At 54.4% G+C, this 13611-nt stretch carries 14 protein-coding genes; 6 read left to right on the forward strand and 8 right to left on the reverse strand.

The annotated features are described in order from the left end of the window. Positions 1 to 9: 9 nt before the first annotated feature. Positions 10 to 657, reverse strand: coding sequence for a hypothetical protein (locus JIN85_RS15490; RefSeq protein ID WP_200272382.1), 648 nt, complete (start codon positions 655 to 657; stop codon positions 10 to 12). Between the two features lie 45 nt (positions 658 to 702). Beyond that, positions 703 to 927, reverse strand: a complete 225-nt coding sequence (locus JIN85_RS15495; RefSeq protein ID WP_200272384.1) for a hypothetical protein — start codon at positions 925 to 927, stop codon at positions 703 to 705. Positions 928 to 1022: 95 nt separating this feature from the next. On the opposite strand from JIN85_RS15495, the gene JIN85_RS15500 reads away from it, so the two are divergent. From JIN85_RS15500 to JIN85_RS15510, 3 genes are all read left to right on the forward strand, one after another. Then, positions 1023 to 1778, forward strand: coding sequence for an ABC transporter ATP-binding protein (locus JIN85_RS15500; protein ID WP_325109599.1), 756 nt, complete (start codon positions 1023 to 1025; stop codon positions 1776 to 1778). Between the two features lie 114 nt (positions 1779 to 1892). Beyond that, positions 1893 to 2591 carry a TetR/AcrR family transcriptional regulator gene (locus tag JIN85_RS15505; RefSeq protein ID WP_200272386.1) on the forward strand — a complete coding sequence of 233 codons (699 nt, stop codon included), beginning with the start codon at positions 1893 to 1895 and terminating at the stop codon, positions 2589 to 2591. A gap of 170 nt (positions 2592 to 2761) precedes the next feature. Further along, on the forward strand, positions 2762 to 3466 hold the full coding sequence (locus JIN85_RS15510) for a TetR/AcrR family transcriptional regulator (RefSeq protein ID WP_200272388.1): 705 nt from the start codon (positions 2762 to 2764) through the stop codon (positions 3464 to 3466). Between the two features lie 46 nt (positions 3467 to 3512). On the opposite strand, the gene ychF is transcribed toward JIN85_RS15510, so the two are convergent. The 6 genes from ychF to JIN85_RS15540 form a co-directional block, all read right to left on the reverse strand. Continuing rightward, positions 3513 to 4628: a redox-regulated ATPase YchF gene (gene ychF / locus JIN85_RS15515; protein ID WP_200272390.1), complete on the reverse strand. Its 1116-nt coding sequence runs from the start codon at positions 4626 to 4628 to the stop codon at positions 3513 to 3515. A gap of 72 nt (positions 4629 to 4700) precedes the next feature. Next, complete coding sequence (galK, locus tag JIN85_RS15520; RefSeq protein ID WP_200272392.1) at positions 4701 to 5879, reverse strand: galactokinase; 1179 nt, start codon at positions 5877 to 5879, stop codon at positions 4701 to 4703. A gap of 69 nt (positions 5880 to 5948) precedes the next feature. After that, entirely contained in the window at positions 5949 to 8081 is a 2133-nt protein-coding gene (gene mdoH / locus JIN85_RS15525) for a glucans biosynthesis glucosyltransferase MdoH (RefSeq protein WP_200272394.1), read from the reverse strand. Beyond that, entirely contained in the window at positions 8082 to 8675 is a 594-nt protein-coding gene (locus tag JIN85_RS15530) for a hypothetical protein (RefSeq protein ID WP_200272396.1), read from the reverse strand. It lies immediately after the preceding gene. Continuing rightward, a complete protein-coding gene (locus JIN85_RS15535; protein WP_200272398.1) occupies positions 8651 to 10201 on the reverse strand; it encodes an OpgD/OpgG family glucan biosynthesis protein in 1551 nt (516 codons plus the stop codon). The genes JIN85_RS15530 and JIN85_RS15535 overlap by 25 nt, the downstream gene beginning before the upstream one ends. Before the next feature lie 86 nt (positions 10202 to 10287). After that, the gene (locus JIN85_RS15540) at positions 10288 to 11055 is read right to left on the reverse strand and encodes a class I SAM-dependent methyltransferase (protein WP_200272400.1); all 768 of its coding nucleotides are present in this window, start codon (positions 11053 to 11055) and stop codon (positions 10288 to 10290) included. A gap of 119 nt (positions 11056 to 11174) precedes the next feature. Between JIN85_RS15540 and trpE the strand changes: the two genes are divergently transcribed. Genes trpE through JIN85_RS15555 form a run of 3 tightly spaced genes read left to right on the forward strand, consistent with a single transcriptional unit; the run spans position 11175 to position 13513 of the window. Further along, positions 11175 to 12680: an anthranilate synthase component I gene (gene trpE / locus JIN85_RS15545; RefSeq protein WP_200272402.1), complete on the forward strand. Its 1506-nt coding sequence runs from the start codon at positions 11175 to 11177 to the stop codon at positions 12678 to 12680. 11 nt (positions 12681 to 12691) lie between these two features. Next, entirely contained in the window at positions 12692 to 13255 is a 564-nt protein-coding gene (locus JIN85_RS15550; RefSeq protein WP_200272404.1) for an anthranilate synthase component II, read from the forward strand. Positions 13256 to 13306: 51 nt separating this feature from the next. After that, on the forward strand, positions 13307 to 13513 hold the full coding sequence (locus tag JIN85_RS15555; protein ID WP_200272406.1) for a hypothetical protein: 207 nt from the start codon (positions 13307 to 13309) through the stop codon (positions 13511 to 13513). Positions 13514 to 13611: the final 98 nt, after the last annotated feature.

Genomic DNA, 13611 nt, shown 5'->3' on the forward strand with positions numbered 1-13611 from the left:
GATAATCGATCAGTGGATTTCCATCCCACTTTTCGGCCAGATCCAGCGTGCGACTTCGCCGTTCTTGATCAGAGCTTTGGCTTGGATCGCTTTGACGCCGAAAATGGTTTCGGCTTTGTAGGAAACGAGCCCGGTATCGAAGTTCTCGCCATCGATGGTTTCCTTTCCACTGGCTTTCCATTCAACCACTTGGTCGGACTTGAATTCCTTGATGTCACCATTGCGGATGCTGTCCTGCATGATCTTGATCACGGCATCACCATCGGCTGCTGCCGTATCTTCGGTCTCGTTCGTGGTTTCCTCGGTTGGCTCAGGGGCTGGGGGCTCTGGTTCCTTTTGCGGTTCTGGCTCTGGGTTGGTGGAATGGTCAGATGGTTCAGGTTCCAGAGCAGGGGTGACTTCAGTTGGCGGAGTCGGCTCGACTGGCTCAGGTTCTGGGGCTGGCTCGGGCGTAACCTTGGGCACCGGAGGTTTGGGTTCCGGCTGTGGTTTCGCAGGGGCAGGAGTTGGCTGCGGCTTGGTCGAAGTTTCGGCTTGGTCCGAATCAGCAGAAGGAATCTCGAAAAAACGGTCGAGATCACGTCTCAGGGAAGGCTCGGCGATGTAGCCTAGAACGGCCGCCACTGCCACACACACAATACTGAAGAGGACTTTCATCGGGGAAGGATTACAAGAATGTGGGGAAAGATTTGCACTGAATTTTCAGATTTCTTCCAAATGAGCGAGCGCTTTTTGGTAACTGGCATTGCTGAGGTAATGCCGCAGGCGGGCGTCGAGCACGGATCGATGCGTCTCTGTCCAATCGGTGATTTGCACGGAAACCTGCTTAAGCGCTTCTAAATGCGCAGCCGGATCGCGATCTCGCCACGTTAGATCAGAGATGATCGATAGGCGTTTGCGAAGTAATTCGGCCAGATCGGGATGCATGTGGGATTGGAAAATCAGTGATGAGAAGGTGCGGGATGCTGGTGGGATCAAACCCGCAAATCAAACCGATAGTTGCACAAATTGGTCGCCTGGATGTGACCGGGTTGCAATCGATTCACATTCCCCATGCCTGGCACTTGCGCACCGAGTCTGATTGCCTCAACTTCACCAGCGTGAGCCACGTCATGATTGAGACCAAGAACCTGCATCGGAGCTACCGAATTGGACGCAAGTCGATCGAGGTACTTCACGGGATTGATCTCCAGATCCAGCGTGGTGAAAAAGTGTTTCTTTGCGGTCCCAGCGGTGCTGGTAAAACGACGCTGCTTTATACCCTGGCAGGGCTTGAGCGACCGCAGCAAGGCACTGTGGAAATCGACGGCAAGGATCTCTATGCGTTGCGCCGCAAGCAGCAAGCACGCTTCCGCAATGAATCCATTGGCTACGTTTTCCAGAACTACCATCTGCTCCCGGAATTGACGGCATTGGAAAATGTAGCGGTTCCAGGGGCGATTGCCGGCAAGGATCTGATGGAGGATGCGATGAAAGCCCTGGAGCGTGTCGGTTTGAAGGACCGGTCAGACCATTTACCCGCAGAGCTTTCCGGTGGAGAGCAGCAACGCGTTGCGATCGCCCGTGCGATCGTGAATAATCCCAAGGTGCTTTTTGCAGATGAGCCTACGGGAAACCTCGATTCCAGAACCGGCTCCGAAGTCATGGAAATTCTCATGAGCTTGGCCGAAGAACACGCCGTGACATTGATCGTCGTGACCCATGATGTCAATCTGGCCAAAGTGGGGAATCGGACCCTGGTAATTCAGGATGGTTCGATTCATTCTGGAGATCTTTGATTTTCAAAGGCATCCAGCGAGCAAAAGTGGGTTTTTGTGGGGAAACTTTGGCTCATTATAAAAACAATTGTTTGACTCGTCTATTTACGAGGCATACTTGGAGCTTTCGAAGCAATGAAAGAGTCATCAACTGTACTAAGTGGTCCGAAGCTCCGCATTATAGACGCTGCTGAAAAGCTATTCGCGGCTAAGGGATTTGATGCGGTATCCGTAAGAGATATCACTAAAGAGGCTGGTGCCAATGTTGCAGCGGTTAATTACCACTTTGGTAGCCGGGAGGGTCTGGTATCCATCGTGGTATCGCGCTACATGGGACCGGTTAATGAAGAACGGCTCCGGCTCCTTGATGAGTTGGAAGCTAAGTGGGAAGGTAAGGTTCTTCCTATTGAGGAAGTTGCAGAAGCTTATGTGCGACCACTAGTTAGTCAGGTTCGGAAATCCGATTTATCTGAGAAGCTCTTCTGTAAACTAGTTGGACGTATTTTTGGTGAGCAGTTTGATTGTATGCCGCCTGAAATTGAACGCCAATTCGTCACCTTGATTGGGCGTTATGGTCGTGCTGCAGCCCGCTCACTCCCGCATTTGTCGGTAGAAGAAGTGATTTGGCGGCTCAATCTGGCCAGCGGTTCCATGATCCATATGCTCACTTATGAAGACGCACTTTTCCGTCTGACGAAGGGTGCTTCCGGCTCACCATCCATCGAAACCAACATTTCTCGCTTCGTTCGTTTTGCCGCTGCCGGGATGAAAGATGGGGCTCCGACAGAGCAAAAGTCCGATTCTGGGACTGAAAATTCGTTTGAATTTGAATAAAAACGCGAAAAATACTCAAAAATGCTAGCTTATGGCCGTTTTTGGGACTTTTCATAGCGGTGCCGACTTGCATGAATTGCCGACATGAGACTATAATCTCTTGCGAGTGAAGTTTCACATGGGCTTCGAAACATTTTCGATTCCAAACGCTAGTCACACCAAACACTAAAATGAACCAAACAGTATCGTATAATGCCGGGGGGCCTAAAGCTCGACTTTTGGAAGCCGCCGAGAAGTTGTTTGCCGAACACGGCTTCGAGGGTGTCTCAGTTAGAGATATTACCAAAGAGGCGTCAGCTAACGTGGCAGCAGTTAACTATCACTTCGGAAGCCGTGACGGTTTGGTCAGAGCGGTTGTTACGAAATATGTTGCTCCGATTCATGAGGAGAGATTTTTGCGTTTGGAAGAGGTCGAGAAAAAGTTCGGCGATAACCCAGTGCCAGTAGAAGATTTGCTGGTCGCCTTCGTCGGCCCGTTGCTTGAGCAAGTCCGTAAGACTGAAGGATCTAGCCGCCTCTTCGGTAAAATCCTTGGCCGCGTTTTCAGTGTTCCTGGCAACACTTCCCGCGAAGTGGATACCGGGTTCGATGGTCTCACCGTCAAGTTCGCCAGAGCCTTGGTGAAGTCCGTGCCTTACCTTTCACTGGACGATGCCATGTGGCGCTTGAATCTCTCCGTTGGAGCGATGACCCACGTTCTCATCCAATCGGAAACTCCACACCGTGCGCTCCGCGGCTATGATTCCGCCGATGATGCGGTCGACGAAGGAATCGATCACTTCATTCGCTTTGCTTCTGCTGGCATTCGCGAAGGTGATCCAACCAAAGTTCCAAGCGATCAGAAGAAAGAACCGAAAAACTTCTTCGGACTTTAATCCTAATTGGACTGATCAAGGGGGCGGTTACCGCCCCCAGCTTTATTTAAACGTTGAAGCGGAATTCGATCACGTCGCCATCCTTGACGACGTATTCCTTACCTTCAATTCGCAGTTTCCCGGCTTCTTTTGCCGCGCTTTTGGATCCCAAGGTCGAAAGATCGTCAAAGTGGACCACTTCAGCCGCAATGAAACCGCGTTCGAAATCGGAGTGGATCACACCGGCCGCAGCCGGGGCTTTATCACCAGCGATGATCGTCCAAGCACGGGTTTCTTGAACACCGGTGGTGAGATAAGTCCGAAGTCCAAGCAGATGGTAAACGCCGCGGATGAGCGAGGATACGCCTGAGTCCGTAACACCCATGTCTGCAAGAAATTCAGCGGCTTCTTCCGGCGGCAGTTCACTGAGTTCTTCTTCAATCCGTGCGGAGATGACTACCGCCTGAGCGCCGGAATGAGCTGCAGCATAGGCGCGCACCCGGGCGACTTGCTCATTCGAATCCGGATTTTCAATCGCAGCCGCCAGTTCGTCTTCCATCACGTTGCAGGCGTAGATCGTCTTTTTGGATGAAAGCAGGAAGAAATCCCGCACAATTTCCCGATCGTCATCGCTGAGATCGAAGGTGAGTGCTGGGTTTCCTTCGTTGAGGTGAGGAAGCAAGGCATCAATCAGCTCAACTTCTTTTTTCGACTCCTTGTCACCGCCCTTTGCTTTCTTTTCGCGCGAATGGCGGCGTTTTTCCAGAGATGCGATGTCGGCGAGAATCAGCTCGGCGTTGATGATTTCAATGTCTCGCAAAGGATCCACCGAGCCGAGTTCATGGATGATGTCGTCGTTTTCGAAACAACGAACCACCTGAACGATGGCATCGGTCTCGCGGATGTTGGCGAGGAATTGGTTGCCCAATCCGGCACCTTCGGAGGCACCTTTCACCAGGCCGGCGATGTCGACGAATTCGATCGCTGTCGGAACCAGCTTTTGCGAACCGGAAATTTTCGAAAGCACAGCAAGCCGTGGGTCGGGAACCGTGACGATGCCGACGTTGGGATCGATCGTGCAGAACGGATAATTCGCCGCTTCCGCTTTGCGGGTACGAGTGACGGCATTGAAAAGAGTCGACTTTCCAACATTGGGGAGACCTACGATTCCGGCTTTGAGCATGGCGGCGGGAGGGTGTGGAGAGGATCGGGTGGAGACGAGAAAAATCTTTGCTGAGCACAAACTCCGCCGAACTTAGTCGACCAGGTGAGCACCACGCGAAGGGCGTGAGGCAAAAATTTGCGGGGTGATACCTGTGGCTTTTTTGTAGTCGTCCGCCATGGCAGCTGCGATTTCTGCGGCCTTGTTGGATTCGCAAAGGGTGACGGTTGAGCCACCAAATCCGCCACCGGTCATGCGAGCGCCGATGACTCCGCCTGCGCGGCCGATTTTGCGAGCGGCTTCTACCATGAGATCAAGCTCGGTGCAGGAAACTTCGAAATCGTCCCGCAAAGAATCATGACTGGCAGCCATGAGCGGCCCCAGTTTTTCGAAATCGTTTGCCTTCAAGGCTTCAGAGGCATCGACAGTGCGGGCGATTTCACCGACGACATGGCGGCAACGGCGGTTGATCGGTTCGCCGAGAGCTTCCCAATGGGCGGAAATATCGGCTTCAGTGACATCGCGCCATGAGGATTTACCGATTATGGCGAGTCCGTCTTCCGTGTGTTTGCGGCGCAGGGCGTAACCGCCATCGGACAATTCGTGATGAACCATGGTGTTGGATATCAACACGGTGAGGTCTGGGCTCTCGAAAGGCACCAGCTCTGGTTCTCCACTCTGGCAATCGATGAGAACCAATTGGTTGGCCTGGCCAAATGCCGAAGCAAATTGGTCCATGATGCCGCATGGAACGTGGGCGAAATCGTGTTCAGCCTGTTGGCAGAGCAATGCTTTTTCCCGGGTCTGGAGCACGGTGTCGAGCAGCCCCTCCAAGAAGGTGGCAGTGGCGCACTCCAGGGCTGCGGATGAGGAAAGTCCTGCTCCGCCCGGGACGGACGAAACGATGTAAGCGTCAAATCCCGGAATGTGATGACCGCGATCTTGGAAGCCGCGAATGACTCCACGCAGGTAATTGGCCCATTTCGGATCTCCGGGTGTTTGTGGATGCTCGATGTCGAAAACCACAATTTCCGAGTTGAACGAAGTTCCTACCCTGACTTGCTGTGTACCGTTGGCGCAACCTGCGATGACGATGTAGCGATCAATCGCAAATGGCAGAACGAAGCCGTCGCAATAGTCGATGTGTTCGCCGATCAAATTGACTCGGCCTGGTGCGGCAGCGGTGATGGTCGGTTCGGCGCTGAGGTGCTCACGGAGTCCAGCGGCGGCGTCGGAAACGATATCGGACAGATTGGGATTGATCTCGAACATGGGTTTTTCAGGAGCTTGGAAGGCGAACCAACTTGCCTATGATCCTGATTCCCGCACAAGAGGTTTCTTTCAAGCGGTTGGAGGATCGAGTCGTCTGCGATAGCTTTCCACGGCTTCTGTCCAGATCGGGTGAATGCCTTCAGCAGGGCGAACCCAAACGGCCCGGTGCATGAGAAGCATAGCCGGAGCGAGGTAAAGCAGATCGGAAAGTTCGTTTTTGGTAAGGGCTGATGGCCCTTCTGTGAGGCATCGCTCGGCTATATCCTGTTCTTCCTGAGAAAGTTCAGAGAATTCCAGGAGGGTGACGTGGACGCTGTTGACGTAGGGGTCAACCACCGCCGCAATCAGGCCGGTCCGATTTTTTACCCCTGCATCCAGTGCTGGATCGACCGCTGCCTTTGCCGCATCGGCGAGCAGAACCACGGGTGGTGGCGACAGCTCTTCGGGCGTGGAAAGGATTTTGTAACGGGCCAGTGCTTTGCCCAAACGGACGCGACTGGTGAAGACGGATACCGGAATGCAAAGAATGAGGCCGATCAGGATCGGTGACATCCACGCGGCAAAGATCCAACCGATCTTGATGGCGACCACGCTCCAGACGATTCCCAAAAGAGTCGGGAAAGCATGGAACCGGGCGGCATCGCTCCAGGTGGTTCCGTCGGTTTCGCGATTTTGGTTTCCCCAGCCAACTGCTTTTCCAAGAACAATGCTGAGAACCATCAGCGAGTGCGAGGCCATCATGCACGGCGCTAGCAGGATGGAAATCAAGGTTTCGAAAACCAGGCCGACGCACAAGGGGATGATACCGCCAAAGGAGCGGCGGATACTCGGCACCAGGATCGCCCCGCAGAAGGCGAGAATTTTTGGCAAGAAAAGCAGCGTGAAAACGGCTCCGGTCAAAATGAGGCTCTGTTCCGTAACGTTGATGTGAAACAAGCGGAAGACGACGTTTTCGAAAGGTAGCTGGCTCAGGTGCGAGTGCTCGCGATCCCAGGCGAGCCAGGTGCCTTGCAATAGAAAGAAGAACCAAAGCGGGCTTCCCAAATAGGCCATGATGCCCATGAATAGGTGCATCCGCACGGTCAGAGGCAACTTGCGGGCGAAGATGAGCCAAAGGTGCTGCAGGTTGCCCTGGCACCACCGGCGATCACGGATCAAATGGTCCGCCAAAGTAGGTGGAGCTTCTTCGTAAGTGCCCGCGATGTCCCACGCGAGCCAGACTTCCCAGCCTTCCGAAACCATCAGGGCGGCTTCGACGAAATCGTGACTCAGGATGCGTCCGCCAAACGGTTCGCGACCCGGTAGGGCAGGGAGTTCGCAGAATTCTGAAAACGGTTTCACGCGGATGAGCGCGTTGTGGCCCCAGTAGCTGCCACCGCCGAGTTGCCAGAAATTCAGACCGCGAATGAAAAGCGGTCCGTAAAGTCTCATCGCAAATTGCTGGAGACGTGTGAAAACGGAAGAGCCGCGGATCAACTTCGGAGGAGTCTGCAGGATACCCAGGCGCGGGTAGGCTTCCATGACCCTGGCCATGTTCACGATGTCGCCTCCGTCCATCAGGCTGTCCGCATCCAGCACCAGCATGCCTTCGTAGCCGCCGCCCCAGGTGCGGACGAAATCCCCGATGTTTCCGGCTTTCCGGTTTTCATTGGTTCTACGGCGTCGGTAGTAGATGCGGCCAAATGCACCGAGCTGGCGACAAAGATTGGTCCATGCGGTTTCTTCCAGCACCCACAGGTCGAGATCGCGGGTGTCGCTGAGAATGAAGAAATCAAATGAATCGAGATGCCCTGTCGCTTCGATCGATCGGTAAATTGCCTCAATGCGGCCACAGGTTTTGACGCTGTCTTCGTTATAGACCGGCATCACCACGGCGAAACGCTTCGCCAGTGGGCCTTGCTTGCCCTCTGCCAGTTCCATGATGCGGACCGATCGTTTTTTCCCGGCAAGGATATCGAAAAATCCGAAGATCGCGTGGAATGATCCGAGGACCAGCAGTCCATTCAGGATGAAAAAGCAGACCAGCATCGCGTAGTGGGCGCGGTGCATGCCCATGTGCCAGAACAAATCGGCCAGCCACAAGCTGGCGATCACGTTCACCACAAAGACACTGAAGAAGAAAACAAAGCGGCGCAATCCACTGCGGAACGGACCGTAAAAAGGTTTCGCGGCATCCCGCGGTGATGAATCGGCAGTTCCCATTTACCAGTAATAGATGAAAGCAGCGGCTAGACCAATCAGGGTGAGTAGAACGGTGATGAAGACGGTGCGGACGATCGGGCGGCGGTCCATGGTTTCCCACCACTGTGCTGCACCGCTCCCGAGGGCGTTGAATTCGAGCGGTTTAGGTTCCATTTTTAGCTCAGCAAAGCAGGGGCCTGCTGCCAGGTAGGATTGTTTCATGGATTCAACAAATTCCTGCGGCCATGGCGGCGGAGTTAGAAAAACACCCTGCCATTTGCCCGGCATGCCGGCGAGCAGAAGGGCCAGTCGACCACGAGCTGCGAGTCGACGGTTTTCCAGAGGTTCATCCAGCACTTGCTGCGTCCAGTCTGCGAGCTCCTTGAGCGTTTCCTCCATGGCCAATAGACGGGCCGGTTTGTCCGGTTCCTGGAGTCGGCGGGTGGATGCGCGCCAAAGAATGCCACGAACCAGCTCCGCAGCCAGCAGCCGATTCCGAATGCGCAGGGCTTGGAGGTATGCTTCGACTACCGCGTAGGCTTCTTCCCACTCGTCGAGTTCGACATCCGTCAGTTTGCCCGGCGAATTTTCTATGGCTTGATGCGGTAGGCCCATGTTTCGGTGAGGAAGGCATCGCCGCGTTTGAGTGCACAGCGCAACTCGACGGGGCCGATATCGGAAAGTTTGCCGTTTTCGTCAGCTGGGGCGATTTGGAAGGCCGCACGCCAGTGTCCTTCTGGCAGTGGTTGTACCGTCACGCCTTGGATTTTGATTTTGTCGGCATTATCGCCCAGTGCCTGGACTTCTGCCGTTGGCGGCTTTTCATCCGGCATTTCCAGCGCTCCGCCAGCGAATTCCACGATCATCGTCCGCTGTTCCGGCTGCCATTCGTGGACGCCGGTGCGGGTGGCGATGACTCGACCACCGGCTTGGGACGGATCTGCCGCCATGGTCCAGTGTTGTTTGTAGGAAAACTCGATACGATCGCCCGCTTTCGGGGTTTTGTCCGGCTGCCACATCGCGACGGTGTTGTCGGAAAGTTCATTCGTCGTGGGGATTTCCATCAGCATCACACTGCCAGGGCCCCAATCCGATGTCGGCTCAATCCAAAGTGATGGGCGCAGGTTGTAGGCGGCTTCTCCATCCTCGTAGGAGTGGAAATTTCGGTCGCGCTGCAACAGACCGAAGCCTTCGCACTTGTCCATTTTGAAAAAGCTGAATTCCAGATTGCCGCTGTCATTCGTGATCGGTCTCCACAGGCGCTCGCCAGTGCTCATGCGGATCGAAAGGCCATCGGAATCATGCACTTCAGGGCGGAAATCATCGAATCGGCGGCGTGAATTTTCACCGAACCAGAACATGCTGGACATCGGGGCAATGCCGAGGCGTTTGACCTCGTGCCGCGCGAAAAGCACCGCTTTGACATTCACCACGGTGTCATCGCCTGGATCGACCCGGAACGAATAGGCGCCTGAATAGGAAGGGCCGTCCAACAAGGCATAAAAGGTGGCCGTGGTGTCATTGGGTTCCGGTTTCTTGAGCCAAAATTCGCGGAAACTTGGGAATTCCTCGGTGACTCCGTCGGCTCCGGTATTGACGGCGATCCCGCGGGCGGAAATGCCGTAGCGCTGACCTCTGCCCAACGCTCTCCAGTAGCTGGCACCCTGGAACACGGCGACTTCGTCGTAGTAATCCTTGGAATTCAGTGGGGCGTGCAATCTCCAGCCGGCGAACCCTCCATCGGATGGAAGATCGCCGTGATTTTTAATCAGCGGGCCGTAGTTGAAGAAGGCTTCGGAAAGTCGGATGCGCTGGGTGTGGGTGTCCGTGAATTCGTTCAGCATCACAGGCTCGCGAAACAGGTAGCCCGGGTGGAAAAAGTGAGCGCGGAAGGGGAGTTTTTCAGCGGCCCAAAGCGCTTGGTCGGGATTAAACCGGATGTCCCGATACTGATCATAAGTCAGCTTGTTCATCCAGTCCGGGAGACTGTTCTTGTCCGGCGCGACGTAAGGTTTGTTAGACAGATCGAGCGCTCGACTTTCAATCGACTCAAAGTTGATCTCCTCCCGCTGCCAAGTTTGAGCAAACGCGGATCCCGAGAAAAGGGCGATCGTGGATATCAGGAAAAGGTTCCGAGGCACACGTAGTGTTATGTCCCGGATTCGCTCAAGGTCAAGGCGCGCTACGCGGGTTTTACGGAATTCTTTCAAAATGGTCCGAATTTTTTCTAACAAGTCCGGGCATGGAATGTTACGATTCCTTGGAATTCTGGATCATCCAATTCCGCAGCCGGTCCCGGTGGGTTGAAATCGGAAAAACAATCAACAATTTCATAACCAGCTTCTTCGAGGAGTTGTGACATTTCGTCAGGGTCATACCAGCGGATGACTTGGATCGATTGATGGTGTCTGGAATCCCCGGAAATCTGGTATCGATGTTCCCGGCGGAGGATTTTTGCCGCCAGATCAATCTCATGACGGGTTTCCATCACCGCGATCCGTCCATCCTGCAGGGTTGCTTCGTGATCGCGGTACCAGGTGTTTTCCGGTTGATCGCCTTCAATTTCTGAGAACGGGATGAAAATCGTTAGATAAAGACCGCCGCCTTTTTCGAGCCAGCCATGCCATCGCCTCAAAGTGGCCAATGCATCGTCGGCGAGTTGCAAGGTGAATGCTGGAGCCAGAAGGCTGGCGTATTTCCGCTGCGGTGGCCAGCAGGTCATGTCGCCCAAATGCAGCGTTGGCTTCAGACCCTCGCGAGCGGCTGATTTTTTCGCGAGGTCCAGCATATCATGGGATAGTTCGAGGCCCTCGATTTCATGACCTTGTTGCAAAAGTGGCAGCAAAAGTCGACCGGAGCCGCAGCCGATTTCGAGGGCTGGGCCGGGGTGTTGCTTCAAAAAAGCGGCCATCAGAGACACTTCACTCGCGTCATCTTCTGCGGCCCAAAAGGCATCGTGGAGTTCAGCTTCCAGCGAAAGATAAGGTTGCGACATGTCAGGACAGAAATCTGAAGTCCTCCGCGCGGAGATTCAAGTGCGGGGCGATGATTCCTGTGAATTCCTATCCAGCTTGAGCTTGCTCTCAAGCGGCTGGTGGTCAAGCTTCGCGCTACGTGAGTTCCATACCGGTTGAGCCAACTTTGGAAAACTTCGTCGAGCTGGCGGAGCGCGGCAATGTCGTGCCCGTTTATACCCAGCTCGCCGCGGATTTTGAGACCCCGTTGTCCGCTTACTTGAAGCTGCGGGATAATCGTCATTCGTTCCTTCTCGAAAGTGCCGAAAGCACCGAGAAAGGTGGCCGATGGTCGATTCTTGGAAGTGGCCCTCGTTTGGTATTCGAAGCCCGTGGTCATGAAATCACCATTCGTGAAGGCTCCAAGTCGCGCAGTTTTACCGCAGAAGACGATGTGCTGGCTGCGCTGGAACGTGAGATGAAACCGTATCATCCGGTGACTCATGGAACCTTGCCGCCTTTCACAGGTGGAATGGTCGGCTACCTTTCCTACGACGCCGTCCGGCAATTCGAGCCGACGATTGGCCCGCCTCCACCGGACACTCTCGGGGTTCCTGATGCGATGTTCATGTTGGCGGACACCTTGGTGGTATTCGATCACCGCCTGCGGCGTTTGCAGATCCTTGCCAATGCGATCGTCGATGATTTTGCATCGCCGGAAGAAGCCTATGCTGCGGCACGCGGGAAAATCGCGGCAATTGTCGAGATTCTCAATCGTCCCTTCCATGTTCCGGCATTGAATGGCCTGGTTGAAGTGCAGCCCACGGATGCTGTCAGCAACACGACGCAAGCCGAGTTCGAGCAGATGGTGCGCGATGGCAAAGAATACATCGCCGCGGGAGATGTGTTTCAGTTTGTCCCAAGCCAGCGCTTCGAGACCGATTTCGATCGTCCGCCGGTCGACCTGTATCGTGCCCTGAGGTATGTCAATCCATCGCCCTACATGTTCATTCTGGAACTTGGCGACTTTGCCTTGGTTGGCAGCTCGCCAGAGGTTCATGTGCGCTCGATCCAGGGCCGCATCGACATTCGCCCGATTGCCGGAACTCGTTGGAGAGGAAAGACACCGGAAGAAGATGATGCTTTAGCTGCGGAATTGCTGGCCGATCCCAAAGAGCGGGCTGAGCATTTGATGTTGGTCGATCTTGCCCGCAATGATGTCGGCCGGATTGCCAAGCATGGTGGCGTGCATGTCGATGACTTCATGGTGATCGAGCGTTACAGCCACGTCATGCACATCGTTTCCAATGTCACCGGCGAACTGGACCCGGAGCACAGTGCCTATGATGTGCTGCGTGCCACGTTCCCTGCTGGAACTGTCAGCGGAGCGCCGAAGATTCGCGCGATGCAAATCATCAACTCGCTGGAGAAAGCCAAACGTTGCACGTATGCCGGCGCGGTGGGATACTTCGGTTTTGATGGTTCGCATGATTCCTGCATCACCTTGCGGACCTGTCTGATCAAAAGCGGAAAAGCCTACGTTCAAGCGGGCGGGGGAGTTGTAGCGGATTCCGATCCGACCTATGAATTCAACGAAACGGTGAACAAAGCCAAGGCGGTGCTGCGGGCGATCTCCCTGGCAAAAACACTCGGATCTGAAATCTAACCAATCATTCGATGATTCTCATTTTAGATAACTACGATTCTTTCACCTACAACCTGGTTCAGTATTTCGGCGAGCTCGGGGCGGAGATGAAAATCGTGCGCAACGATGCTCTGTCTGTGGCTGAGGTGAAAGCGTTGGCGCCGGAACGCATTTGCATTTCGCCGGGTCCTTGTTCGCCGAACGAAGCCGGGATTTCATTGGAACTGATCAAGGAAATGGGACCAAGCACGCCGATTCTCGGGGTGTGTCTGGGCCATCAATCCATTGGTCAGGTGTATGGCGGCGATGTCGTCCGCGCGGACCGGCTGATGCATGGTAAGACATCTCCGATTTTGCATGAGGGGAAAAGTGTGTTTGCCGGAATGCCCAGCCCATTTGAGGCCACCCGCTATCATTCCCTGATCGTCAAACGCGAGACCTTCCCCGATAGCCTGGAGATCACGGCTTGGACCGAAGAAGGAGAAATCATGGGCCTCAAGCACAAGGAGTATCCAGTGCACGGGGTTCAGTTCCATCCGGAATCGATTCTCACCCAGGATGGCAAAAGACTGCTGGAAAACTTTCTGAAGTTGTAAGTCCATCAATCCGTGTCATTTTCGCGGCGGGGAGAGGTTTCCCGTCGCGGTATGATTTGGATTAAACTCGGACTGGTATTGTTTTTGATCTTGTGGTCGTTGTTCGGCATTTGGGGGGTGATCCGCTACGCCGTACTTTTCGGGCCACATCCAGACGACCCTGCGGAATCACCCGGTGCACGATCCTTCGGTGTCGCACACGTGGTTGCCGTGTGGATCGGTTTTTTCGCCTTGGCCTTTTATTTCCTGATCCGCTGACCCCTAGACCGTTTGCCAAAAATAATTGCCGAAAAATCTCATAAAAAGCTGGTACGACTATTTGAAGCCTATTAGCTTTCCTCATCTGCCGTCCCCGT

The organism is Luteolibacter pohnpeiensis, from assembly GCF_016595435.1.
Classification (GTDB): Bacteria; Verrucomicrobiota; Verrucomicrobiia; order Verrucomicrobiales; family Akkermansiaceae; genus Luteolibacter; species Luteolibacter pohnpeiensis.

What these genes read in the sequence shown, in the direction of transcription:
- JIN85_RS15490 (WP_200272382.1), bottom strand. Translation starts at nt 657, where the DNA reads ATGAAAGTCCTCTTCAGTATTGTGTGTGTGGCAGTGGCGGCCGTTCTA.
- JIN85_RS15495 (WP_200272384.1), bottom strand. Translation starts at nt 927, where the DNA reads ATGCATCCCGATCTGGCCGAATTACTTCGCAAACGCCTATCGATCATC.
- JIN85_RS15505 (WP_200272386.1), top strand. Translation starts at nt 1,893, where the DNA reads ATGAAAGAGTCATCAACTGTACTAAGTGGTCCGAAGCTCCGCATTATA.
- JIN85_RS15510 (WP_200272388.1), top strand. Translation starts at nt 2,762, where the DNA reads ATGAACCAAACAGTATCGTATAATGCCGGGGGGCCTAAAGCTCGACTT.
- ychF (WP_200272390.1), bottom strand. Translation starts at nt 4,628, where the DNA reads ATGCTCAAAGCCGGAATCGTAGGTCTCCCCAATGTTGGAAAGTCGACT.
- galK (WP_200272392.1), bottom strand. Translation starts at nt 5,879, where the DNA reads ATGTTCGAGATCAATCCCAATCTGTCCGATATCGTTTCCGACGCCGCC.
- mdoH (WP_200272394.1), bottom strand. Translation starts at nt 8,081, where the DNA reads ATGGGAACTGCCGATTCATCACCGCGGGATGCCGCGAAACCTTTTTAC.
- JIN85_RS15530 (WP_200272396.1), bottom strand. Translation starts at nt 8,675, where the DNA reads ATGGGCCTACCGCATCAAGCCATAGAAAATTCGCCGGGCAAACTGACG.
- JIN85_RS15540 (WP_200272400.1), bottom strand. Translation starts at nt 11,055, where the DNA reads ATGTCGCAACCTTATCTTTCGCTGGAAGCTGAACTCCACGATGCCTTT.
- JIN85_RS15550 (WP_200272404.1), top strand. Translation starts at nt 12,692, where the DNA reads ATGATTCTCATTTTAGATAACTACGATTCTTTCACCTACAACCTGGTT.
- JIN85_RS15555 (WP_200272406.1), top strand. Translation starts at nt 13,307, where the DNA reads ATGATTTGGATTAAACTCGGACTGGTATTGTTTTTGATCTTGTGGTCG.